General features: G+C 42.1%; 19 protein-coding genes and 2 tRNA genes. 8 read left to right on the forward strand and 13 right to left on the reverse strand.

What is annotated here, in order from left to right; translation table 11 throughout:
- Window positions 1-357: 357 nt before the first annotated feature.
- Together MSMAS_RS12335 and MSMAS_RS12340 are read left to right on the forward strand one after the other, a co-directional pair.
- Window positions 358-762 carry a DUF2769 domain-containing protein gene (locus MSMAS_RS12335; protein ID WP_048046583.1) on the forward strand — a complete coding sequence of 135 codons (405 nt, stop codon included), beginning with the start codon at window positions 358-360 and terminating at the stop codon, window positions 760-762.
- Window positions 763-1,122: 360 nt separating this feature from the next.
- Window positions 1,123-3,768 (forward strand): PGF-pre-PGF domain-containing protein, encoded by a 2,646-nt coding sequence (locus MSMAS_RS12340; RefSeq protein WP_048038483.1) that lies wholly within the window; start codon window positions 1,123-1,125, stop codon window positions 3,766-3,768.
- 161 nt (window positions 3,769-3,929) lie between these two features.
- On the opposite strand, the gene MSMAS_RS12345 is transcribed toward MSMAS_RS12340, so the two are convergent.
- Genes MSMAS_RS12345 through MSMAS_RS12355 form a run of 3 tightly spaced genes read right to left on the reverse strand, consistent with a single transcriptional unit; the run spans window position 3,930 to window position 6,739 of the window.
- Window positions 3,930-4,718: an energy-coupling factor transporter transmembrane component T family protein gene (locus MSMAS_RS12345; protein ID WP_011034312.1), complete on the reverse strand. Its 789-nt coding sequence runs from the start codon at window positions 4,716-4,718 to the stop codon at window positions 3,930-3,932.
- Window positions 4,715-6,211: an ABC transporter ATP-binding protein gene (locus MSMAS_RS12350; protein WP_011034311.1), complete on the reverse strand. Its 1,497-nt coding sequence runs from the start codon at window positions 6,209-6,211 to the stop codon at window positions 4,715-4,717. The genes MSMAS_RS12345 and MSMAS_RS12350 overlap by 4 nt, the downstream gene beginning before the upstream one ends.
- A 3-nt stretch (window positions 6,212-6,214) precedes the next feature.
- Window positions 6,215-6,739 carry a tryptophan transporter gene (locus tag MSMAS_RS12355; protein ID WP_011034310.1) on the reverse strand — a complete coding sequence of 175 codons (525 nt, stop codon included), beginning with the start codon at window positions 6,737-6,739 and terminating at the stop codon, window positions 6,215-6,217.
- 401 nt (window positions 6,740-7,140) lie between these two features.
- On the opposite strand from MSMAS_RS12355, the gene MSMAS_RS12360 reads away from it, so the two are divergent.
- On the forward strand, window positions 7,141-8,052 hold the full coding sequence (locus MSMAS_RS12360) for a hypothetical protein (protein WP_015412507.1): 912 nt from the start codon (window positions 7,141-7,143) through the stop codon (window positions 8,050-8,052).
- 224 nt (window positions 8,053-8,276) lie between these two features.
- On the opposite strand, the gene MSMAS_RS12365 is transcribed toward MSMAS_RS12360, so the two are convergent.
- The 8 genes from MSMAS_RS12365 to MSMAS_RS12410 all read right to left on the reverse strand — a co-directional run bounded on the left by MSMAS_RS12365 (window position 8,277) and on the right by MSMAS_RS12410 (window position 16,091).
- A tRNA-Glu gene (locus MSMAS_RS12365) sits at window positions 8,277-8,354 on the reverse strand.
- 552 nt (window positions 8,355-8,906) lie between these two features.
- Window positions 8,907-8,984, reverse strand: a tRNA-Glu gene (locus MSMAS_RS12370).
- A gap of 210 nt (window positions 8,985-9,194) precedes the next feature.
- Window positions 9,195-9,620, reverse strand: coding sequence for a helix-turn-helix transcriptional regulator (locus tag MSMAS_RS12375; RefSeq protein ID WP_011034308.1), 426 nt, complete (start codon window positions 9,618-9,620; stop codon window positions 9,195-9,197).
- A gap of 29 nt (window positions 9,621-9,649) precedes the next feature.
- Window positions 9,650-9,874 carry an LSM domain-containing protein gene (locus tag MSMAS_RS12380; protein WP_011034307.1) on the reverse strand — a complete coding sequence of 75 codons (225 nt, stop codon included), beginning with the start codon at window positions 9,872-9,874 and terminating at the stop codon, window positions 9,650-9,652.
- 473 nt (window positions 9,875-10,347) lie between these two features.
- Window positions 10,348-10,749, reverse strand: coding sequence for a DUF3467 domain-containing protein (locus MSMAS_RS12390; protein WP_011034305.1), 402 nt, complete (start codon window positions 10,747-10,749; stop codon window positions 10,348-10,350).
- A gap of 176 nt (window positions 10,750-10,925) precedes the next feature.
- On the reverse strand, window positions 10,926-13,406 hold the full coding sequence (locus MSMAS_RS12395) for a DUF5814 domain-containing protein (protein WP_011034304.1): 2,481 nt from the start codon (window positions 13,404-13,406) through the stop codon (window positions 10,926-10,928).
- A gap of 707 nt (window positions 13,407-14,113) precedes the next feature.
- Complete coding sequence (gene mtnP, locus MSMAS_RS12405) at window positions 14,114-14,890, reverse strand: S-methyl-5'-thioadenosine phosphorylase (RefSeq protein WP_011034303.1); 777 nt, start codon at window positions 14,888-14,890, stop codon at window positions 14,114-14,116.
- 64 nt (window positions 14,891-14,954) lie between these two features.
- The gene (locus MSMAS_RS12410; protein WP_048046584.1) at window positions 14,955-16,091 is read right to left on the reverse strand and encodes a DUF373 family protein; all 1,137 of its coding nucleotides are present in this window, start codon (window positions 16,089-16,091) and stop codon (window positions 14,955-14,957) included.
- A gap of 560 nt (window positions 16,092-16,651) precedes the next feature.
- Between MSMAS_RS12410 and MSMAS_RS12415 the strand changes: the two genes are divergently transcribed.
- Both MSMAS_RS12415 and MSMAS_RS12420 read left to right on the forward strand, forming a co-directional pair.
- Window positions 16,652-17,044, forward strand: a complete 393-nt coding sequence (locus tag MSMAS_RS12415; RefSeq protein WP_011034301.1) for an RDD family protein — start codon at window positions 16,652-16,654, stop codon at window positions 17,042-17,044.
- Window positions 17,045-17,267: 223 nt separating this feature from the next.
- Window positions 17,268-18,011, forward strand: coding sequence for an HAD family hydrolase (locus MSMAS_RS12420; RefSeq protein WP_011034300.1), 744 nt, complete (start codon window positions 17,268-17,270; stop codon window positions 18,009-18,011).
- A gap of 845 nt (window positions 18,012-18,856) precedes the next feature.
- Here MSMAS_RS12420 and MSMAS_RS12425 read toward each other — a convergent pair.
- Entirely contained in the window at window positions 18,857-19,360 is a 504-nt protein-coding gene (locus tag MSMAS_RS12425; RefSeq protein WP_011034299.1) for an ACT domain-containing protein, read from the reverse strand.
- 197 nt (window positions 19,361-19,557) lie between these two features.
- On the opposite strand from MSMAS_RS12425, the gene MSMAS_RS12430 reads away from it, so the two are divergent.
- The 3 genes from MSMAS_RS12430 (at window position 19,558) to hisE (ending at window position 22,220) form a co-directional block, all read left to right on the forward strand.
- Window positions 19,558-20,373, forward strand: coding sequence for a YkgJ family cysteine cluster protein (locus MSMAS_RS12430; RefSeq protein ID WP_015412498.1), 816 nt, complete (start codon window positions 19,558-19,560; stop codon window positions 20,371-20,373).
- A 189-nt stretch (window positions 20,374-20,562) separates the two neighbouring features.
- Entirely contained in the window at window positions 20,563-21,825 is a 1,263-nt protein-coding gene (locus tag MSMAS_RS12435) for a 3-isopropylmalate dehydratase large subunit (RefSeq protein ID WP_048041093.1), read from the forward strand.
- 80 nt (window positions 21,826-21,905) lie between these two features.
- Complete coding sequence (gene hisE, locus MSMAS_RS12440; protein ID WP_015412496.1) at window positions 21,906-22,220, forward strand: phosphoribosyl-ATP diphosphatase; 315 nt, start codon at window positions 21,906-21,908, stop codon at window positions 22,218-22,220.
- 211 nt (window positions 22,221-22,431) lie between these two features.
- Here the strand turns inward: hisE and MSMAS_RS12445 are convergent, their stop codons facing one another.
- The gene (locus MSMAS_RS12445; protein ID WP_011034295.1) at window positions 22,432-23,307 is read right to left on the reverse strand and encodes a CBS domain-containing protein; all 876 of its coding nucleotides are present in this window, start codon (window positions 23,305-23,307) and stop codon (window positions 22,432-22,434) included.
- Window positions 23,308-23,725 lie beyond the last annotated feature (418 nt).

Genomic DNA, 23,725 nt, shown 5'->3' on the forward strand with positions numbered 1-23,725 from the left:
AGCTGAGAAATACAGCTTGATATTGATAAAACTTTAAGTCTCAGAATTTCCCCGATATAAAATTTCCCCTGATTGATGACGTCAAACATGGTAAATCTTTTAAGCAATAATCTTACGATTTTATAATATATAAGTTCTTTGATACCTTTATAAAGATATAAATTACCTATCTTAAACTCAAAATATTTACCCTGTAATTAATATAGTGTTCATATATAACGACATAACAATGGCATAAAATTTCAAAACTTAAAAGAACATTTCAAAACTTAAAAGAACAGATCTTGTTTGAACATTTTTATACTCTTTAACAGAATCGGCATACCAGAATACTTAAACTCCTTTAAAGGAGAGCTTATGGTCCCGGGTAACAGATCCAGAAAATCATTATGTTTTCAGGAAGAAGACAGAAATACGGCAGACAAAAAGGATGAATGCCATAAGTCCGGGTCTCTGGAGACTTCTCATTTCACTGAAACTCCAGAATATTTCCAGCAGGCACAAACAGGACAGGTGGTGGATGATACTCCTGAAAACCTCCTTATCTGTATGGAATACTGTGGAACCTGCCCGAGTCTGCCTTTCCCTCCTGAGCCATTACTTTTCTGTGCACGGGGATGTTCTCAGGAAACAGTTTCGAAAAAAAGCTGCAACTGCCCTTCATGTCCTATTTACAAAAAATACAGGCTGCAAAACCTTTACTTCTGTGAAACCGGAAAAGCTGCAGAAAAGAAAGAACATAAACAGAAAGCAAAGGTCTAACAAAATAAGAATTCTGAGACTTTTCATTTAAAGAAATTATAGTTCAAATATTATTGTTTTTAGATTATTTTTTAAACTTTTATTTTTCAGATCTTTTTTAAATGATTTTTTAATACCTGTTAATCTGAAACACAGGTTTCAATACCCTAATTAGGTGAGACATTAAAAAAAGACTATTCTCGAATTTGGAGTGACTTATTCACAATCTAACAGTTAGCTGACATTAGTTTCATATTATTTATTAGGAAGAATATTTCTGTTAGATATATAATTTTCTTAGACATTATTTCAGATAACTGTAGTAAATCTTCTTAATTCACCATAGTTGTTTCACTATAGTTTTATTCTCGGGGGTAGGTTATGAGAATATTTCTAAAACTATTAAGTTCTTTTATGGTGCTTTCCCTGTTATTTGTGTCTCCTTATCCGGTATCTTCCGGACCGGATGACGGGACTGGACTTATTGGACTGGCAGAGAACGCATCAATTCCTGTCTGGTCTCCGAACGGAGGCGAAATTCTTTTCATCCGTAACAATCCCGTAATACAGGACGATACTGATTACGGACTGGATATTTACAAAATTGACCTTAATGATTCATCAGAAATCCGGCTAACTGACTTTTATTACGATGAAGGAAACCATGTATGGTCACCTGACGGCATGAAAATTTTATACAGCTATGAGGCAGCTGACGATTTTTATCTCTATATCATGAATTCCGACGGTTCAGACAATTTTGAACTGGTAAAAAAGAGCTATGGAAGAAACTTTTCGGGAATCTCCGGCTGTGCCTGGTCTCCTGACGGCTCCAGAATTGCTTACATTTCCAGTGATCATAACGGATTTGACAGACTGGTAACTTTAAACCCTGATGGGTCAAATGAACAGATAGTTGCAAGTTTTGCTGAAATCTCAGCTTTAGCATGGGCTCCGGATTCGTCCGGAATGGCATTCAATGCCGCGTACTCTGAAGATGGGCAAACCGGGATATATCTGGCTGACCTGGAGAGTTCTGAACCTGTATTCCTTGTCAGAGGAGAAATAAGGCAGCAAATCCAGTCATGGCAGTCAGAAGTATGGTCTCCTGACGGCTCGAGAATACTTTATTCTTCAAACGAGAATGGGAACTCTGATATATACTCCGTAAATACTGACGGAAGCGAGAAAATACAGCTCACTGATGATAACTCAAAAGATTACTCTCCCTGTTTTTCACCGGATGGAAGTAAAATAATATTCATATCCGACAGGACAGGGCATAGCAGCATTTGGATCATGAGTTCTAACGGGGATAAAGAAGAGGAACTAACAGAAGGCTTTGAGGGCATTCATGATTTTTCATGGAACCCGAACGGTCAGAAGATTGCCTTCTCTTCCGATTCTAATTCTTATATTCAGGAAATAGATTATTCCGAAAGCGGTGATGAAGATTCTCAGGATGATTCATCTTCAGATGACTCTGATAATGATACAGAAGTGAATCCGGAATATCTCCACATGGAGATACTCTCCCCGGATCTGAATTTTGCTGCAAGCCAGGGAACTCCAGAACTGATAACTGTCCGTATCACGAATAATTCCGGAAGCCCGGTTCAGAGTTCTGGATTCAAATTTATTAAAGCTAATTTCAGCAACGGAGATCCCGAACTTCAGTTATTTGATGACGGGACACATGAGGACATCACAGCCAGTGACGGAATATTCTCAAACCAGTGGATACCTGTCAATACTACAGGATTACCACTTACTCTCTGCATCCTCTGGGCTTCTGCAGACCATGAGAGTCTCGGTGATGCCGAACAGATCATCAGCGGGACTATCTCCAGAAAGCCTATACCTTCAGACCTGGTAATAGAAAATATATCATGGTCTCCTGCAGACCCCTATGTGAATGATAACATAACCTTCAGTATTACATCTGCAAACCGGGGTTCCGGGCCTTCTGAAGCATGTAAGGTGAAATGCTACATCAATGGAAACGAGGCATACTCTTATTCTCTTCCGGAACTTGAAGCCCGCTCCAGCACTTCAATTATATTTAGCTGGATCCCGACTGCCCCCGGGAATATAGATGTAAAAGCAGTTGTGGATGAGGAAAATCAGGTTTCGGAATCAGTGGAAGAGAATAACGAAAAATCAGTGTCATTCAGCGTAAAGAGTTTGACTCCGTCAACCTCCTCAGGCAAAAGCGGAGGTAAATCATCTTCCAGTGGTGGCGGGGGCGGAGGTGGAGGTTCTCCTGAGCCTGCAAGCAATGTCAGAATAAAGGAACTTTCACAGCAATATATTACCAGCGGTAAATATGCGAAATTCGCCTTCCCGAGAAATGCAACCTGTGTAACTCATGTAGCTTTTAATTCCAGGCGTACCGCAGGAAAAACCACAACCATTGTTGAGATGTTGAAGAACAAATCCACACGTGTGCCTGACCTTCCTGCAGGAAAGATCTATGAAAATGTGAATATCTGGGTAGGAAATAAAGGTACTGCAGATCCTGAAAATATTGAAAACGCTGTTGTGGGTTTCAGGGTTGAAAAGAGCTGGATTACTTTGAATGATGTAGATCCGGCTTCGGTCAGGCTCTGGAGGTTAAGCAGTGGGGAATGGGAAGAACTTTCTATCCGCCAGTCGGGGGAAGATGACAGATACAGCTATTTCGAAGCTCAAACTGAAGGATTCTCGCATTTCGTCATAACTGCCCCTTCCGGGGAGAATGAAACTATAGAAAATGCCCTGAAGTCCTCTATAGTCCCGCCTGTCAGGAGTTCGGCTGAAGTAATGGAAGAGTTATTCGGAAAACTGTCGGGTAAACAAAACGCTGATTTCCCTGTGATTTCAGCAATGTCTGTGAATGAAAGCGGTTCGGAACCGGAAGCCCCCTCAACAGCAGGACATGCTGCTGACAGAATAACAGGCAGAGGAATTATTAAAGTACTTGTGGTGATAGCACTGCTTTCGGTAACAGGTTTTCTGGGATCTCTTATTTTAAGAAAACAGAACTGAAAGACTTTCATTCGGTTCTTTTTTCTTTATTACGGTGCCTGTTCTTTCTTTTTTCCTTTCTTTTTTCATGCTGTTTGTAAAAATTCAGGTTTGATTGATATTGACCGGGTCAGGTTTGATTAATATTGACCTGTTAACCGAAAGTCCTCCGTTTCACGAAATTACATGATTCCTGTTACAAGAACTCCTATTCCCATAAGAGTCACAAATCCGACTGCTGCCACGTCTGTCCTGTTCCAGGAAAGCCTTTTGTGTTTTTCAGTACTCTGCCGGCTTCTATATCCTCTCATATCCATTGTCAGTCCAAGAACCTGAGTCCTTCCAAGGGAGTTTGCCACAAGAGGAATAAGAACTGGCTTTAGGCTCCTGATCTTTCCACGTACTCCTTTTCCAGGATTGTAGCCTCTGGCAAGCTGGGCTTCGTGAATGCGCTGGCCTTCGACCTGGAGGCTTGGAATAAAACGGAGAGCTATAACGAACATGAGCACATAGTCCACGGGGACGTGGATCTCCATGAGGGCTTTCATGAGGTCGCTTGGTTTTGTCGTAACCACAAGGAGCTGGAAAGCAAAGAGCATTGCAAAGAAGCGCAGGGACAGCACAGTCCCGAAGTCCAGAGCTCCTGTTGTAACAGGAACCATCCCTGCGGCAGAAAGAGTACCGGTTGGAATCAGGTATCCGATGGAATCCCCACTTTTAAGAGTAAAAATTGTGAGCAGTATAAGAGTCAGGCTTAAAAACACAAGAAGTTTGAGCTGCCTCAAAAGTTCCTGGTGGAGCCCGGCTTTCAGGGAAGCAAGAAAAATCCCAAGAACCAGAAGTCCAAGAACATAAGAGTCTGTGGTAAAGACGCTGAGGACTATTATCCCTGTAACGGCAGCAATTTTTGAAAGCGGATTCATTCTGTGCAAAAAGCTGTCACTGTTAATATATTGCATAATTTCTTTCATACTATTGCTCCCCCTTCGGCGCACTTTTCTTCAACGCATTTGATGTTTCTTTTAAAAGAATTACAGGCTCCATTCGCCGAATCTTCCACTATCTTTCCGGAAGCCATGCGAATGACTCTTTCAGCATGGTCTTTTACTATCTGCATGTTGTGAGTTACCATCAATATTGTGTGGCCTTCAAGCTGGAGCCTTTTCATAAGCTGCATCATCCTGTCCGACTCTTCCGCATCCAGTCCTGTTGTGGGCTCATCAAGGATAATCAGTTCAGGTCTCATTGCAATTACACAGGCAACAGCAAGCCTTTGCCTCTCTCCACGGCTCAGGTGGCGTGGAAACACTTTCTCTTTGCCTTTCAGGTTCACGAGTTCAAGGGAACGGGCAATAGCATCGCCTGCCTCAGAGCCGGTTATTCCGATATTGTTTAGCCCGAAAGCCACTTCAGCTTCAACCGTATCTTCAAAAAGCATATTGTCAGGGTTCTGGAAGACCAGGCCCGTGTGTTTTACAAGCTCATTAACAGGAGTAAGGGAAGTGTTGAGCCCTTTTACTGACACGTTTCCGGAGTAAGGGCGCAGGAGGCCATTAAGGTGTTTGACAAGAGTGGTCTTTCCTGAACCGTTTTCCCCGAGGATTGCAACGAGTTCTCCTGACCTGATCTCAAGGTCAAGGTTATCAAGAGCATTGAATTCTCCATAGCGTTGTGTCAGGTTTTTTATAGAAATAACAGGCTGCCTCTCTTTTTGAGAGCAGGAATACTCCTTCTTGCTGCTTTTGGAAGTTAGATCAGTATCTTCAGAAACGGCTGCAAAATCCGCAGGACTTTTTATGGCTTTTATTTCCCCTTTTTCAAGGAGCACAACCCTGTCCCCAATTTCAAGGAAATCCTCTATATTGTGGTCCACGATTATAATTGTCTTTTCTGCTTCTTTGAGCCTTTTAAGGACAGAAAACACTTTTCTTACTGCTTCTGTGTCCAGTTCGGCAGTAGCTTCATCAAGGATCAGGACTTCGGTATCCAGGGCAAGAGTTGCAGCAAGGGCTACTTTCTGCTTCTGCCCGCCGGACAGCGTATGAGGAGCCCTCTCTTTCAGGTGACCGATTTCACAGAGCTCCATTACCTCATTTAACCTGCGCTGAATCTCTTTTCCAGAGTATCCCCGGTTTTCGAGCCCTGAAAGGATCTCTTCTTCAACGGTTGTAAAGATCAGCTGGGACTCCGCATCATCAAAAACCATCCCTGTATGCCGGCTTAACTCTTTTATTCCGTCAAACTCTTTTATGTCCCTGTTTTTGAAGCTGAGGTTTCCTTCAATTTTGCCTCCGATCTCGTGGTGGAGGATTCCTGCCATTGCAAGGGCAAGGGTGGTTTTTCCGGCTGCACTGTGCCCTGTAACAAGGAGCAGTTCTCCTTTTTTAACTTTCAGATTTATATTTTTCAGGGAGGGTTCTTCCGCTGTCCCGTATGTATAAGACAAGTTCCTGAGCTCGATCATGTTTTATGCTTTCCCCCTGGAAAGTACCTTTGAAGCAGGAACATAGAGAATCTGGACAATAATTGCGTTCGCAATTGCGGTCAAGCCTACAATAGGAACAATAGCTATTACAAAAGCCCCCATAGTGTCGTATTTGGTCAGAATTGCAGGAGCGACCATGAACATTGCAATAGCTACGAAACTTATCCCGCTGGCAAGGGTCCCGAGAAGGGTTGAAATTGCAGGGGCGACTGAGAGCCTTCCCATAAGTGTTTTGTATATTGCCAGGCAGGTTACTGCACCAATCGGTTCACTGATAAGGTTTGCAGGCGGAAAGATAGAATGGCTCAGGAGGGCACAGACTATTCCTGCTACAATTCCTATACCTATTACTTCAGTGAACGCAGGTATGACAAGTATAATGGCAAGACAGTAAAATGCTATTACGAGATTTGAGACAATTGGTCCAGGGATTACAAGGGATAAATATCGAACTATCGCACCGACTGCGAGTAAAATTCCAACAACAGCAATATCCTGAGATTTCATAAAAACCATCTACCTATTTTATTATCAGGAGAACTTTCCTGAATCCATAAACACCACATATTAGTTGAAAGATCAGTTGAATATCGTAAATCCTTTAAGGGGTTCAATCAGCTAAATTCAGCGAACTTTTAGGCCGGACAAGTTGATACCACAGCATAGTACAATAGGGGATAATAATGTACATTAGTATATGTACTTTACGCTTTATTGCCTATTTTTGCACTTTTTCCCCACGTTTCTGACTCCCGAAATTTGCGGGTTTTGATACCGTCCAGAAGAGATTCCTGCTCCAGTAGCCCTGATCCTGTAACCTTAAAGGATTTTAAGGAGAACAAACAGGATAGGAAAGACTAATCATGAGACAGGACATAACTAACACTGACTATTCTCCGGGGTGTTGCATGTCTTTTGCAGATGAACGTGAACTGGCTGAAGTCAGGATGATTGAAGAGGGGTTAAGAAGTGCCTATGACGGGGATACAGAAGGGGTAATAAAAGCTTTTAGCAGCCTGAGGGACTTTGCAGTATATCTGGTACATCTGGACATTACTGCGGAACACGAACTTGACGCAAAAGCTCTCATAATTGCAATGGGAGACATAGGCAGGGAGGCTGCACAAAAAAGAATGGAAGAAGCGTCAATATCCTCAGTTAGCTCTCTTGGAGAAGTTGCTGTTGAGGCTGTGTATGAGGAAAGGGAGTCTCTTGCATTAAAAGCGCTGTCTGTTCTCGGAAGCCTTGCACTCGAGTTTGGAGGAAAGGGCATGGATGCAGCCGCAAAAAGCGCAGCAGAATCTCTGGCAAATGTCGGGAAAGCTTCTTCAAAGAAAAAAATGGAGGTCCTTACAGGACTTTCAGAGGTCTATCTTATGCAGCTGTCCATGAAAGCAATGGAAGAAAAACTCTCCGTCACATGGAACATTTCTCTAAATCTTCTAGGAGAGATAGGAGTTTTATCAGCCGAAAAAGCAATGGAGAACAATGCTGTAGGGGCTGCAATCCTCTTTGAGACACTTGGCACTGCTGCCGCAAGGAAAAAGGATGAACTCAGGGTAAAAGACGTGATTCAGGCAATCGGAAAAACGGGGAGGGCATTTTCTCAGAAAGGCTCAAAAAATGCGCTTGTCCAGGCTGTGTGGGCTCTTGAAACTCTTCGGGTACTTGCGCTGGAATATTCGATGGAAAGTGCCGGAGCTGAAGGAAAAAAGGAACTGGAACTTCTGAGTACAGCAGGAATTCTTGATGAGGAACAGAACCTGGAAAAAATCCAGGAAATAAAAGAATTCCACCGGCGCATCGTTGGAAGAACCTGAATGATGAAGGTTTGACCAGTTGGCACTTCATACATGCAAAGAATAAAAGGAAAAGATTGGTGGGCGATTATATTTGTGTAAAAACAGTGATGTGCGGTTATACTTGTGTAAAAGTTCAGGACTGAAGAGGCTGAAGTAAAATTATAAAGAATCCTACAGTAAAAATATCCAAAAAATCTGCTTTTCACATTGCAAAAAAACGTATTGGAAAAGAGAAAATAATTTGGTGCTCCGGCCGGGATTCGAACCCGAGTCTTCGGCTCGAAAGGCCGGAATGATTGGCCGGACTACACTACCGGAGCACATCGCATCTCACAGCGAGACCAACAATATACCTGGCAATATATAAATCTGTCCCTTCTCCGTAATCTTCTGGTGCAGTCTGCCAGCTAAAACAAGATTTCAGATACAATTTTCAGGGCAATGGCTCAAGTTTTTTACCAGGTTAAACATAAAAGAATAAAAATATTTAGCCAGAGCTGCCTGTTTATGGCTCAGAAATCTGGAAATGCGCGGTAACATCGGGATGTAACAAAATTAAATCAAAATCGGGGTTAAACAAAATTGAGATTAAACAGAATCAAGGTAAACAAAATCAGAGCTAAAATTAAAACCAGATATTGAAAATAAGATTAGAACTAAAATCAAAACCAGATAATGAAAATAAATCAGAACTAAAATAGAAAACAGATAATGAAAACGAAAATAAAATTGAATCAAGGTAAAATAAGGAGAATTGAATCAAAGTAAAATAAAGAAAATTGAATCAAAGTAAAATAAAGAAAATTGAATCAAAGTAAAATAAAGAGTTTTCAAAACATTTAACTAACAGTTAAAAAGGAACTGAATAATTATGGTGCTCCGGCCGGGATTCGAACCCGAGTCTTCGGCTCGAAAGGCCGGAATGATTGGCCGGACTACACTACCGGAGCATTTGAGTGTTTTTTAAGCGGACTTTATTCCCCTTATTGAAGGGGGTTCTTCAATAAGGGTTTCTCGTATAAATAGTTATCGAGTGAAGAGAGTTCTGAGGATGTGTTATCCAGGATCTGTCCAGATCTGTCCAGATTTTTTCAGACCTTTCAGGCCTCTTAGAAATTATAAGTTCACACATTATCAGTTTTGCTTATGCCAGATTTTGTTTAGATCTCTTCTTTAAATTTGTCCTCATCTTCAGCTTCTACATCCATATCTTCGGCTTCTTCGACTTCTCCGGCTTCCTCAGCTTCTTCCACCATAAGGTTTCCGATCCATTCACTGAGTCTTCCGCAGTACTCGGGCTCGCAGTCCCCGGTACAGCCTGTGCAGGCTGAAAACATATCCCCGGAGAGCAGAAGATCGTATTTTTCCTTAACCTCCTCTTTTGCTTTAAGGAGGTATGTCCTTGCTCCGTTTGAGACTCCCACTTCACGGATAATAAGGTCTTTGTCCAGAAGCTTTTTTATGATTCTGGAGCATTTCCTGCTGTCGATATCCAGCTCTTTCCAGATAACGTTCTGGAAAACGCCGTCTTTATGTCTTCGTATTATGTTATATGCTTCTTCTTCAAGATCCATGCCTGCTTCCACACACTAATGAGGTTCCTTCTTCAGACGTTTCAGTCTTCGACAGGAGTGATCAGTATGATATTATTGCCCCGAAGCACTACAGAACCAAGGGAGCGGACTTTTTCCCCTTTAACTATCTCCATCGTATCAACAAGATGAAGATTCATGTAGTCGTCCACGCTCTTCAGAGTGCCTTCAAGCAAATTAAGGTCGCCTTTCATTTCTACCTGGATCCTTGATCCAACAATTTTCTGAACTTTTTTATTTGGGAACAAATTTAAACCCTCGCTGATTTGTTCTGAATTTTCGGTTCCCCGTACTCCCGGGTAATGCTTCTCTTTTTCCAAAGCCGGGCAGGGCAAATTGTGTCAGGGCACTATACAGATTTACAATAAGCCTGCTGCCTTTATCAGCTGCTTCCTGCCAGCAACTGAAAAAACATTCCGAACTATCACTCCACCGGCTCTTAAGAAAACTGAATTTACATATCCTTTTCAGAGATATATAACCATCGATGCCGGGAGTGTGTAAAGAGAACATTTGAGCCTCTCAAACATTAGATCAAATATGACTGATTAAAACTGAGATGAACCTGTACCGAAAAGGAGGTAAGTTAAAAATAGGAAAAGCACTGCATTCCTATTTTTAGATAGTACATAGGATAGAATTAATTCCTGACACTTAAAACCCAGCTTTTCGGCAGGGACTCTCACATCATTAACCACGGTATTTATTAAAATAATTTTGCTTATATATAACCCTGAATATTGGTGCTTTCGTCAACAGATTTTGCTGGCTCTTTTCTGGGAGTTCTTGGAATTGCTCTTGCGATAGGCCCGAAAACGGATTCGTATTCGTTGATGTGCTGCGTCAGCCAGCGGTTCAGTTCAAGGGCTGCAACTGGAGAGAGTATAACTTCTGCCTCAACGCGCCTTTCAATAACTCTGGACTCTGAAGAGTCCCCGAACATCTTGGGCGTATCATTGTAAAAACCGATCCTGAAATCGTAAGGGCTGTGCCCGCCAGCAGCTCCTATCGCATATATTTGCTTGAAATCATCAGGCTTTATAAACTCAATTGTAATACTCTTTTTTCCTTTTTTAGAAGCTGCGCTTTCAATATTTTCTCTGGATTCAACATCTTCGGCCATAAAAATCTCCTCTGTGCTTCTCTGTAGTTTATTCGTATCAGAACCCCGCGTCCGGGCTCCGGTATTTGCCACGATGCCGGCATTTTATCCTTGTAAGCTATTTTTCCCGGTATAAACAGGAATATTTATCTTCATCACTTATAAATCACTGGTCTGCAAATGCTGTTGCAAATATTTCAGCCCTGAACTTTCTTTTTAAGTTTCTTTGCATTTTCTGCAACTTCCCTTTTCGAATGAACCCTTGCAATCAGCTCAATGGCGTCAAGGTTACGCACTGCATTGTCCAGGTATCCGAAAACATCTCCCTGATATGCCGATATTCCGTACTTATCTTCAAGGGTCCTGATGATCTGGGAGGGATCATTGCCTTCCATACGCAGCCGGATAATCTTCTCTGAAAATTTCTGCTCTGCGCATCCGCAATAAGGGGAATCCCTGCATCCGCATGTTAAAAAGTCAGAGGCAAAGTTCAGCATAAGTTCCCTTATTTTTATGTCGAGCTGGGACAGGGATTCACCATCAAAGACAATATCAAGAGCTGCCCCCTGAAAGACCCTGGATGGCATATTAACATGCAGGGAACTTCCGATCTGGTTTGAGTACTTGAAGTATGCAGCATCGAAAAATTCCAGGTTGGTTGCAATTTTTATCGGGTTGTTGTCCTCAAGTACGGCATCCCGGATAAGGAAAGCTTTGGAAACCGGAAGGAAATGAGCTGAAATAATTTTTCCGAACCTGGTCAGTGAGATTTTGGCTCCCTTTTTCTCAATGAACCTGTAGCTCTGAAGGCGAGAAACCAGCCTGTCGAGGTCAAAGCTTCCAAACATAAGAGAATGGATACCCCTTAAATCCTGGACCGAAGAAGTAACTGCAACTGAAGCAAGCACCTCTTCAAGCTGTTCGGCTTCCCCGTATTCAACCCCTGCAGAAAGCATCTCTCCCTGCAATAACTTGATTGCAACCTCTTCTTCAGTATCGGACTGTGCGCTTGAATATGATTTCCCCGGAACCGGCATGAGGACTACAACTCCCCGATCGTGATAATCAGGTCTGCCTGCTCTTCCGCTCATCTGCAGGAAGTCCTGGACCGAAATCCAGTCTATGCCCATTGCAAGGGATTCGAAAATAACCTGAGAAGCCGGGAAATCCACTCCAGCTGCAAGGGCGGCAGTGGTCACGATTACAGGAAGTTCTCCTTTTGCAAAAAGGGTTTCTACCTTTTTCCTTTCATACTGAGAAAGCCCTGCGTGATAGGGAGAAGCCCGGATAGAAAGTGCTCCTGCCAGTTTATGGCAGTTTCTCCTGGAATTCGTAAAAACTATTGTCTGTCCCCTGTGATTTTTCGAAGAGAACATTGAATACTCTTCTTTTGCAAGCTGGGAGATCAGTTTTGCCTTTTCACTGTCCTGGCAGAAAAGGAGATGACGGTCTATAGGAACAGGCCTGTGCTCATAGCGAATAAGCTGTGCTCCGAGCTTCTTTGCATATCCTGCAGGATTTGCAACGGTTGCCGAGAGATAGATAAACTGGGCTTCAGGAGCCACATAACGAAGCCTACCTATAAGCCCGTCAAGCCTGTGCCCTCTTTCCTGGTCTTCAAGGGTGTGTACCTCGTCTATAACAACAGTCCCAATTTTACCGAGAAAATCAGCATTTCCCGAACGGAGCATGTGGTCCACGCCTTCATAGGTCCCCACAATGATATCGGCATTCGGGCTTGTCCGCATTTTCACGCGCTGGGAAGTCTTTATGAGAATTGCGCCAATTTTGATGGAAGTTGTAAGCCCGAGCTTTGAATAACGCTCTGTGAACTGGTCATACTTCTGGTTTGCCAGGGCTACAAGAGGGACAAGGTAGAGCATTTTCCCTTTTTTATTCAAAAGGTTCTGGACTCCTGCCATTTCCCCTATAAGAGTTTTCCCGGTTGCGGTTGCAGAAACCACAAACTGGTTTTTCCTTTCCAGAAGCCCGGCTTCTATGGACAGTCCCTGCACAGGAAGCAGGGTTTCGGATTTTTCAAGAAGCATTTCTTTGAATTTTTTTGCAAGGGGCAGGTCCCTTATCCTGACTCTGGCTTCTGAAGGTGTTGTCCTGATAGTATCATACCTTGTGAACTCAGGGTCCAGCCTCTCAGGGCTCAGCATACGGATTGTCCGGTCAAGGTCCCGGGTCTTATGGAGAACCTGTTCAAGAAAATCTACAGATTTTTCTCCGTACTGTGCGCCTGCTGAACGAACTGCACGCAGGAGTTCTTCTTTTGCGCAGTCTTCACAGATAAGTTCATCATGGTACCTGATTGACTTGCTGTTTACGAAATTGAAACGCTTATTGATCCAGCAGTGTTTGCAAATCTTTACCCTATCTGCACTGAGCTGAAATCCTTTAAGCATTTCAAGGAATGCTTCTTCATTTGAAGGGTCCCCTCCTTCTGCCAGCATGATCCTGTTTGCACTTCTTAAAAGCTCTATGAACTGCTGGGGAGGAATAAATTCCTCATTCTTTTTGCCGGTAAGAACCCTTATTTTATGAGGACGTGGACCTTTGTAACTTTCCTTTATATGGAGCTCGGCCACGGAAAGAGGCTGCTTCAACCGGTCTTTTATTGTCATTACTATAACTTTTGATTTTTCGGCGTAACCGAGGACCCATAGTGTCATTGTTTATCCTGATATGTGAATGGTATAAGTAAGCTTCCTTTCGGAATTCAAAGATAACATTTCTCTGCCGACCTGACGTCTTAATTTTGACATCCGGAACCTTAAAAGCACGTGTAAAAATTGAGATATACTATATAGTTACATGGATGCTGCAGGCTTAGAGAAAAAGATGCAGCAGCTCTTAATAGTTTGCGGAAAACACATTTTTCAGAGCATACAACATGATTTTCCTGCTGTGTATTTTCTCCTGCTGTGCATTAATTATGCTATGTATTTTTATGCTGTGTGTTTTCTCCTGCTGTGCATTAATTATGCTATGTATTTTTATGCTGTGTGTTTTCTCCTGCTGTGTGTTAATTATGCATTTGCTAACACCTTTCAGGCAACTCCATCGCATCTCCATATATTACATCTATTATATTTATAATTTATTACTTAATTATTATATAATAATCGTTGTGTTTAGTTCGAAACATTAAAAATCTTAATTTTTTGAGCGCAGCAGATTGGGCAGAACCGGAGAATCGGTTAAGATGAACAGGAAAATGATTTCGAACAGAAACTCCGGTTTAATGAATTCAGCCGGAAAGTAGCCAGGCCGGAGAAAGAAGGAAGTTAAGAATAAGGTTGAGATTTCAGGCTGATACTTTCAATCAGATTCTGGTTAGTTTCATGCCGGTGCATATATCAACTTATTCTCAAAAATATTAAAGGCAGGCTCCTTCCTTTGCAAATCTGCACATGCATTTCCTTGTCTCAGGAATATTTCTGATTGTTTCAGAGATGATTTCGGAGATCGAGTCCTGAGCTTTTCCGACAACTTCTGTCACTTCGTCTGCTGTTAATTTTTGTGTTGTCATCCCACATGCCTGGTTTGTAACAATGGCAAGGGAAGCGTAGCAAAGGCCGAGTTCTTTTGCAAGGACCACCTCGGGTATACCGGTCATACCAACAACGTCTGCGAACTGGCTCATCATGCGTATTTCAGCCCTGGTTTCAAAACGAGGGCCTTCCGTGCAGGCGTAGATCCCTTCGGTGTAAGAAAAACCGTGTTTATTCAGGGAATATTTGAGGGCTTCCTTAATTTCAGGGCAGTAAGGTTCAGCGACATCAACATGCACGGTATTATCATCATAAAAAGTAGAAGGCCTGCTGCGGGTAAAATCTATGAAATCGTCAAGCACGACAAAACTGCCTGCAGGGTGCCCGCGCATTGACCCGACCGAATTTGTGGAAATTACACGTTTTACTCCGAGGGAACGCACAGCCCATATATTTGCCCTGTAGTTGACCCTGTGAGGAGGAATATGAACTTCTTTAGCGTGTCTGGGAATTATTGCAATATCTTTTCCATTTATGCGGGTAATATATGCAGTAACACTCCCATAGGGAGTCTTTACAGGATAATTTTCGCAGTCCCTGTGTGAGTTAAAACCCACACCTCCGAGAACTGCAATTTCTGCAATCTCATCTATCTTATCCATTTTTGGGTCTCCGTTCCTGCGTTTTTAATGAAAATTCATAATTTCCGGCTGATGGGACACAGGTTCATGCGATCTTTTTACTTTTTCTTCCTCTCACACTCTTCTCGTTTTCCGGGGTCTGGTTTGAAAGGGAATATTTTATCCCTGCAAGGGCAATGAGAATGGAAACAGCGATCGAATAAACGAAGTACTGCAGTGCAAGGGTAGGATCGCCTAACACTCCATCAGATATGGAAGCCGCTGCCAGGATATATGTGCTGGCTCCCCAGAAGAGCAGACCTGTTGCAATCACGAAGAGAGAAATTGAAATATTTCTATAAATGGGCCTGCCATCTGTTTTAAGATCGAAGATCTTTCCCATGTTAGCGAGCAGCAGAGCTACTGCATACCACCAGATGGAGACATTGACGAAAACTGAGATAAGAGTAAGGGTACCGTGGTACCAGACCCCTTCTGCAGAATATAACTTCCAGACTTCCATAGCTCCATATACTGTTGCTACAAGACTGACAAGCAGGGCAGCAGTGTAGCTGATGAAAACCATCCTCTGCTCAAGGAAATCATCCCAGAGCTTTTCTTTTTCAAGGGCAACAATATCATCAAGCCCGAAGCCCCTGTAAAGCATGTACAGCCCTACAGCCGCGAGAATTCCCACAATTGCCCCTTCGGGATAGCGGGCAAGCAGGAAGATGGCGTATATAAGAAAAGCAAGCCCAAGGGGCACAAAGAAAGTCTGGGAGATTTTTGGGTCACTGAAAGCGTGTTTGAGGATATAATAAGTGCTTTCCAGGTTTGCACTCTGCATAACGACAATCCGCTTCACGGAATCGATTTTCATTCTGGACTGAACTATAGGTACAAGAGTCTCGTCCTCAGCCCCGTCAGAAACAAAGACCGCTCTCTGCACCTCGTTCATCTGGAGATAGAGCTCGAGCTGTTCGGCAATTTTCTGGTCAGAGATTACTCCAACATTCTTGTCCCCTGCAAAAGAGACGATCTCAGCATCAACTCCTTTTGCCCGAAGCTCATCAAGGATACGGATCCCTCCGAAAATAGTATTTGTATCCGAATCCTCGGGATCGGCAATTCCGAGTGCAACAGCTGCCTGGATATTTGCCTCCCTCCCTACAATAGGAGTTACCATTTTTGCTTTTTCGCCGAGATCATTATCCCTGTCTATGCATATAACCAGAGTCTGCATGTTTCCTCAATCATTTTATGAAAGCATCCTGCCCGGGGAGCTGATCTTTATTATGAATTATACCGCTTCGTTTTTATTATATTCCTGTCTGAGCTTTCGAAAGAAACTCTTTTAATTAGTTAAGTTGCCTTACTCTTTACAAGCATACTATTTTAGTTTTTACATTATAAGCCTGTACCGTAATAATATTTATTTTTAAAATTAGTTTTCGCCATGATGGTTTTACAGAGCCTGTTTGAAATACGCTGGAAAATGCAAAAACAGTAGTTAATGTTAGCCATGTATGTATAAAATTGTTTTGGGTGTTTATATAAATGCCCAATGGTGATTAACCTTTTTGAGCACTGCTCTTTTCACTCAGATAAAAATAAGTGTCAAGCCAGGAAATCTGGAAAAATAATATGCTATAGTAGAAGAACCCAGGATTCCTGTTATAATTACAATAAATAGCTCCAGGGGATCAATTATCATAATGAAATCATTTTTACCACAACAGATAGATTTTTTAACAGAAACCTGCTTAGTAGATAAAATATATTAGAAGAAGAACAGGGAAAAATATGCAGTCATACGCAGGTTTTTTCAGAAGGCTGGTAGCTTCGATAATTGACATATTTATAATCATTCTTCTGATGGCATTTATTCAGTTTGTAACAGGAATAAGGGAAGAAATATTTTACTACGTCCTGATAATTCTGTTTTCCTTGAGTTATTTTGCCTATCAGGAGAGTTCAGTCTATCAGGGGACGGTTGGAAAACAGGCAATGAATATCATCATAACCGATCTTGACGGGAGAAGAATCTCTTTTGCCTGTGCGACAAAAAGATTTATGGTGAAGGTTCTGGCATCTCTGCCTTTCTTTGCAGGTTTTTTGCCAGTATTTATCAATAAAAACAGGCAGGGAATCCACGATAAAATTGCAAAAACTCTTGTCATAGTCCGGGAAGACTGAATTTTGAGAAGGAGTTTTCTTTTTATATTAAGCCTTTATGTCTGATTTCCAGCCCTGTATTCCGCGCAGCCTTATTTTGAGGCAATTATGATGATTTTTACACTTAAACAATTAATTGATCAGATAAGTTAATTATATTATTTAGAGAGAGTAAATATTTTAATTATCTTTCATATAATAAAAGGAAATTATTTTCCGCCACACAGACTAAGGAAAGGTTGCCATGTCTATTTACGTCGATCAGCGCAGGTTTACAGATAAAAATTCTATCAGGACCAACCCGGTTTCATATGACTTTGACCAGAGAAACCAGGCCTGGAGGAGTCCAGTTCAGGGTGATCCCTCTCAGGACTGCCCTGCCCGGAACACTCAGATTCGGGGCAACCCCCTGAGTATCCAGAAATCCATTCTAGCAGATTATCCAGACTTAACCTGCTCAGGGCAGGGCTCGGATTTGAAAGTATTCCTGGACATGGATGGAGTGCTTACTGATTTTACGGGCGCATGCGAGAAATTAAACGAACGTATGATGCTCTGGTATGCTGCAGACAGAGAGCGTTTCTGGAAACATATTACTGCTGCTGGGACCGTTTTCTGGTCGGATATGTCCTGGATGGCTGGCGGGAGAGAGCTTCACGGATTCCTTAAAAGTTCAGGCTTGCACCCCACAATTCTTTCCGCGCTCCCGAGTCCGGACAGAAAAATTGCAATGATCAACGCCAGAAAAGGAAAAATGGAGTGGTTGAAAAAAGAACTCGGGACTCCATACGCAAATAATGCAATTCTCTGTTTCCGCCCGGAAAAAGCTCTTCAATCAGGAAATTCCAGAATCCTCATAGATGATAACTCAAATAATACCAGTGAATGGGAAGAAGCGGGAGGGACAGCTATACTGCACAGGAACGCGGATCGTACCATCAGGTGTCTTGGCAAGATCGTAAAAGAAGGACAGGAAACCCGAATTTAATTTTATGTTCTTTACGTTCCTGAGAACCAGCCCAAAAGCTAATAATCATTAGCTGGATCATTCAGGATAAATAGCTAATTTTCGTTTTTATTATTGTTTTTGCTCCTGCTGCCTTCTGACACCTTGATCACACAGAGTTCTTTTCACCCGGCAGGAGCACTTAACTCTTATCTTACTCCCTGCTCACTGGTTGTTTTCCTGATTTCATCATTATCCTGAGAAGGTTTTTATTACGCATCTTGAAATGGAATAGAAATCAAAAGAATTGGTAAGGAAAGAAAAAAGAAAGACTGCCGTATAACATTTCCTCAAAATTTGCCATAAAAGCGCGTTATATTCCTTTCGGAATGAGAATTAAGAAAGCCTGCTTCCGCCTGAAAACGAGATATTTGGAGACACCCATTTGCGGAAAATTCTGGTTGGCGGAAGCACCATAAACAAAAACACATTTTTATTATTTATGACCATTTATCCGGATAAGAGACCTTAGCTTTAAGCTAACAAAAAACAAGCTCCCTGTTTTTCCAATAAATAGAATTATTTTATTTGATCATTTTGTGTAAGCGATCATTTTGTGTAAGTGATCATTTTGTATAACGGCTCATTTTGTGTAACGGCTTTTTTGTATAACTATTCATATTATTATATACAATTCATTCCATGAGTTCTTTGCCGGTAAACTTGGTTGTCGAATTTCATCTCATCTGGCAGACTGTCAACCTGAAAAGAAATCACTCTAAAAAGGAACTAGCAATAGATTACTGCCTTAGACTGGCTCTTCAGACCCGGTTTAAGAAATCCTGTTTCAGAAATCTTAAATCTCTGGATTATTGAGTTAAGATCTGTCAGTAAATACTCACTCCCTTTACCGAAGGCAGCTTGAGAATTTCGTCCACGAGGTCTCCAGGGACTTTATTGTCCGTAATAATGGTAAGCATGGGATTATCAGTCAGGTACGGGTCGTCCGAGACCGCCTGGCGTATGCTTACATTATGTTTTGAGATCAAACCCGCAACTTCTGCAAGGATTCCAACATGAGCTGCGTCTTCAGGAATGATGATAATCACTCCCAGCCCCAGAGAAGGAGCGACATCCCTGAGGAAGGGTATGGAATGAACATTTTTAAAAATAGTACTCAGAAGTTCGTCAGAAATGATGGTCTTTGTGGTTGCATCGACCACTCTCCGGTCAACGCCTACTTCCTTTGCGAGCTGTGTGTGTGCGATCTCTATTGATCCGGAAGTTACTTTTCCTTCCTCGTTTACCTGGAAGCCGCGTTCAAAGAGAAGTTTAAGCACTTTTGCTTGCGCAGGATATTTTTCAAATTTTTTGAGTAATGTCTGCCACATATAAACTAAAGTTTAAAAAGAGTTCCCTGATATATAGTTTACTGATTGCTGTTAATCCCGGACCAAAATGAAGCAATCTCGAGTCGAAATGAAACTCAGGAAATGATTTTCATGTTGTTTTTTAAATTTTCCGGGTCTTACTGAATTTGACCGTTATCTGCGTTAATTTGATGTACCTGCAGGACAGGAGTCCATACATGGAAAATTCAGGTTCAAGCAATGACAGGAATTCAGGAAAAACAGAATACCAGCTTACTCTTATTGACGCACTTAAAAAAGAAATTGAAATAGCTCGCAGGCTTGACCCTGAAAAACTCGCAGCCGAAATTAAAAAAACTGGTTTTTCCTGCCAGAACTGTGGAAAGTGCTGCAAAAGAGCTTTTGGGGATAACAGGGTAGTGTTAACACCTCAGGAAATCGAAAAAATCCAGAAGTATACGGATCTTTCAAAACTTGAGGTTGCAGGTCCCCTTATCCCTGACATCAGTTGTCCTGAAGAAGCCGGAGAAGGAGAAGAAGACAGGGTTGCAGAAAACTCTTCCATAATGCCGGAAATAGATGAAAAAAAGACTTCAGAGCCTTTCAGGACACCTGAGCTTCTGAAAGAAGACATCGATCCTGATGGAAATATCCATGCTTATGGCTGGATGCTCAGGCGGAAAAGGAATGGCGACTGTGTTTTTCTTGAAAAGGATACAAACCGGTGCAGGATATACCCTGTGCGTCCAATGCTCTGCAGCACCTATCCTTTTTATATTGAGGGACTTAAACTTTATACCTGCGAGTGTGAAGGGCTCGGAGTCCATATTTCTGCGGAAGAGAGCAGAAAACTCGCAGGCTCCCTGCTTTCCAGATATGTCTCGGAACTCGAAGATACACTTGCCATGTATGAAAAATACGAGGATTTCGAAAGGACAGAAAAAGGCCACGAAATTGCAAAAAATAACCTGGAAAAAGGGACCTGCATATATATCGTCCATGACAGCAGAGGAATTACAAAAATTATTGATTAAGCCTCAGATTTTTTGAGTTTCCGGCTGATTCGTCCAGTTGCAAATTTTTAATTTAATGGTACTTTTTGAAAAAATTATATTATATCATCTATGAACTTCATTTCTTTTTGGGATCATCAATTAAATTTATTTATTAGAAAGCGCCAGTTATTTCCCATGACCGGAATGTCTGGTAGTGACAATCGCCCGATGACCGTTTCGGAGAAGATCTTTTCGAAAGCCTCCGGAACTCCCGTGAAAGCCGGGGATTTCGTACTGGCAAATATAGACCTGGCAATGACCCACGACATCACAGGTCCGCTGGCAGTCCAGGGCTTCTACGAAATCATGAGAGATGAAGAAGACAAGAAAGTATGGGACCCGAGCAAAATTGTAATTATATTCGACCACCAGGTCCCTGCAGACTCAATTAATGCCGCTCAAAACCATATCATGCTCAGAAAGTTTGCAAAAGAGCAGGGCATTTTAAATTATGATGTTTATGAAGGAGTCTGCCACCAGGTCCTTCCAGAAAAAGGGCATGTTAAGCCCGGAGACCTGATTGTTGGTTCTGACTCCCATACCTGTGCATACGGATCTTTAGGGGCATTTTCTACCGGCATAGGCTCTACCGATATGGCAGCGGTTTTTGCCACAGGCAAGCTCTGGTTCCGGGTTCCCGAGACTTTCCGCTTTGAAGTGGAAGGAAAACTACCAGAGCGCGTTTATTCCAAAGACCTTATACTGCACCTAATAGGAGACGTAGGCGTGGAAGGGGTCAGATACATGGCAGCCGAGTACGCGGGTTCTACAATCCGTTCCCTTTCCATCCCCGAGCGCATGACCATGTCCAACATGGCAATTGAAATGGGAGGAAAAGCAGGGATAATTGAAGCCGATGAAGTTACCGAGGCATACCTTAAAGAGCGCATTCCGGGTTTCAAGCTTGATCCGTACTGGAAATCCGATGAAGGTGCCAAATATCTGGATATCAGGTATTATGATGTTTCTGACCTTGAGCCCCAGGTAGCCTGCCCGCATAATGTTGACAACGTAAAGCCGGTAAGCGAAGTTGAAGGCACAAAACTCGACCAGATCTTTATGGGATCCTGCACAAACGGCAGGTTTGAAGACATCAAGATAATGGCTGACATCATGGGAGATGAACCTGTTGCGAAAAATTTGCGCCTCCTTGTTGTTCCCGCTTCAAAAACTGAATATATGAAGCTGTTAAAAGCCGGATATATTGAAAAACTCGTGAACGCGGGCGCAATCGTGGAAGCTCCCTGCTGCGGGCCATGCATGGGCGGCTCTTTTGGTCTTCTCGGACCTGGAGAGGTCGGACTTGCCACCTCAAACCGCAATTTCAAGGGCAGAGAAGGAAGTGCAGAGTCTTTTGTTTACCTTTCTTCCCCGGCAACTGCAGGAGCATCCGCCCTCACTGGAGAAATCACGGATCCCAGGAAGGTTTAAAGACCCTCCTGTTTACTTCTTCCTAATTTTTTCTACTTATTATTTAATGATGTATTATTTATCTTGAACAGGTGTTAAAAATGCCGGAGGCTGACTTATCCATTTTAAACAGGGTGTATGATATCATCCTGGACAGGAAAGAGAACTATGACGAAAATTCATATGTCTGTAAACTTTTGAACCACCGAAAGGGAATGAACAAAATCCTTGAGAAAGTGGGAGAGGAATCCATTGAAACCATACTTGCAGTCAGGAACGAAGACCATAGAGAGATCGTCTCTGAGAGCTCGGACCTGATCTTCCACCTGCTGGTGCTGCTTGCCGCAAACAACATTACTCTTGAGGAAATAGCAGATGAGTTAAGTACCAGGCACGAAAAAATGAGAAGAGATTGAATAAGAAACGCTCATGATATTCTTGGAATAACATGCCCAAAAAATGAAAGTATCTGGAAGTACTTTCATGCCAAAAAAACGACTAATGCTGAAGAGATACAGGATTTCAAGAGATTAAGACAGAATTTAAAAAAAGAGGGGAATTTTAAAGCCTGGGACATAAAGTCCTCAGGTCTGTTCCCTTTATGATTTAACACACTGTAATTCGGTTTCAATAAACCGCAAGCTCATTAAGCACATCTGTTTTAGACAGAGTTCCTTTGGGCACTCCGTTGATTGTTACAATAAGCCTTCCTACATTATATTTATGGAAGAGTTTTACCACATCATAGAGCTGCATGTCCCCGTCGACGGTTATCAGCTCTTTTGTCATTATGTCCTTAACCTTTACGTTGGGTTTCCCCTGCGCGATTGCATGTGCAATATCGGTATAGGTAATTATTCCTACTATTTTCCCTTTATCTTCCACAGGGGCTCCGTGTACATTATTTCGGATGAAGAGCCTTGTTGCTTCCTGGATGCTGGCGTTAAGGTTCACAAGTAACGGAGGATACTTCATATAATGTTTGACATGTTTTTTGGGCAGGGAGATCATTTCTGTAATGTTAAAAAGGATCGAATTATTGGTGTCATCCCTTCCCGTAACCTCACCGCGGACTATGAGGCGGTTTACAGGTGTTGGACCTACCTGAAGCTTGTCATCCATTACGAAGTCCTTGATATTTCCTATCACCCTTACTACCCCGTTGCAGGCATCCGGGTTCCTGACTGTAGTAAAGCTGATTTCAGCAGCTGTCGCTCCGTTAACTACCACGTTATTCCTGTAGAGAGGAACTACGGACTCGTTTTTTAACTGCTGGATTCGTAAAGCGTCATATGCTGCCCCTGTAGGTTTATATCCTCCTTTTGGTCCGGGAACCCCCTCAACCAGGGCGAGGGCTTTTAACAGCTGCATCTGGTTGCGCACAGTCCCGGGGTTTCTCTGGATAACTTCGGCAATTTCTTCCCCTTTAATTGCCCTATCTTTTTGCCTCTGAAGATTGATTAATGCAATGATAATGTCTTTTTGAATCGGAGTAAGTTCCATAATATCACCATCAATTTCATATACCTTGTATCAGGATGAGTATAATATCCATACGTTGAAAATAGCGCATCTCTTAATTTGCCATAATTAATGATTACAAATACCCAATACAAATTACAATTACAAATATAAATAAAGTCCGGTTCTTTCAGAGAATAAAGCTGATTTTACACACGTATTCAATTATTATGATAAATTATAATCGAAACTCCTGAAGGTTTATAATTAGAATTATAATTATAATTATAAATTGCTTATTAAGAATTCGATCGATAAAAACAAAATTAAACAGTAATTTTACATTACAAAGTATTGCTTCGAATTAGAATATAGACAGAAGCTGCCAGAGAATCAGGATAAAAAGCAAGGAAATTCCGTTCAGAAACTTTTGCAAAATACTTCTTGCAGAACTTTTGCC

The sequence above is a fragment of the Methanosarcina mazei S-6 genome, from assembly GCF_000970205.1.
Taxonomy (GTDB): Archaea; Halobacteriota; Methanosarcinia; order Methanosarcinales; family Methanosarcinaceae; genus Methanosarcina; species Methanosarcina mazei.

What these genes read in the sequence shown, in the direction of transcription:
- MSMAS_RS12425 (WP_011034299.1), bottom strand. Translation starts at nt 19,360, where the DNA reads ATGTGGCAGACATTACTCAAAAAATTTGAAAAATATCCTGCGCAAGCA.
- mtnP (WP_011034303.1), bottom strand. Translation starts at nt 14,890, where the DNA reads ATGGATAAGATAGATGAGATTGCAGAAATTGCAGTTCTCGGAGGTGTG.
- MSMAS_RS12355 (WP_011034310.1), bottom strand. Translation starts at nt 6,739, where the DNA reads ATGAAATCTCAGGATATTGCTGTTGTTGGAATTTTACTCGCAGTCGGT.
- MSMAS_RS12350 (WP_011034311.1), bottom strand. Translation starts at nt 6,211, where the DNA reads ATGATCGAGCTCAGGAACTTGTCTTATACATACGGGACAGCGGAAGAA.
- MSMAS_RS12410 (WP_048046584.1), bottom strand. Translation starts at nt 16,091, where the DNA reads ATGCAGACTCTGGTTATATGCATAGACAGGGATAATGATCTCGGCGAA.
- MSMAS_RS12430 (WP_015412498.1), top strand. Translation starts at nt 19,558, where the DNA reads ATGGAAAATTCAGGTTCAAGCAATGACAGGAATTCAGGAAAAACAGAA.
- MSMAS_RS12445 (WP_011034295.1), bottom strand. Translation starts at nt 23,307, where the DNA reads ATGGAACTTACTCCGATTCAAAAAGACATTATCATTGCATTAATCAAT.
- MSMAS_RS12340 (WP_048038483.1), top strand. Translation starts at nt 1,123, where the DNA reads ATGAGAATATTTCTAAAACTATTAAGTTCTTTTATGGTGCTTTCCCTG.
- MSMAS_RS12335 (WP_048046583.1), top strand. Translation starts at nt 358, where the DNA reads ATGGTCCCGGGTAACAGATCCAGAAAATCATTATGTTTTCAGGAAGAA.
- MSMAS_RS12415 (WP_011034301.1), top strand. Translation starts at nt 16,652, where the DNA reads ATGCAGTCATACGCAGGTTTTTTCAGAAGGCTGGTAGCTTCGATAATT.
- hisE (WP_015412496.1), top strand. Translation starts at nt 21,906, where the DNA reads ATGCCGGAGGCTGACTTATCCATTTTAAACAGGGTGTATGATATCATC.
- MSMAS_RS12390 (WP_011034305.1), bottom strand. Translation starts at nt 10,749, where the DNA reads ATGGCCGAAGATGTTGAATCCAGAGAAAATATTGAAAGCGCAGCTTCT.
- MSMAS_RS12420 (WP_011034300.1), top strand. Translation starts at nt 17,268, where the DNA reads ATGTCTATTTACGTCGATCAGCGCAGGTTTACAGATAAAAATTCTATC.
- MSMAS_RS12360 (WP_015412507.1), top strand. Translation starts at nt 7,141, where the DNA reads ATGTCTTTTGCAGATGAACGTGAACTGGCTGAAGTCAGGATGATTGAA.
- MSMAS_RS12435 (WP_048041093.1), top strand. Translation starts at nt 20,563, where the DNA reads ATGACCGTTTCGGAGAAGATCTTTTCGAAAGCCTCCGGAACTCCCGTG.
- MSMAS_RS12345 (WP_011034312.1), bottom strand. Translation starts at nt 4,718, where the DNA reads ATGAAAGAAATTATGCAATATATTAACAGTGACAGCTTTTTGCACAGA.
- MSMAS_RS12395 (WP_011034304.1), bottom strand. Translation starts at nt 13,406, where the DNA reads ATGACACTATGGGTCCTCGGTTACGCCGAAAAATCAAAAGTTATAGTA.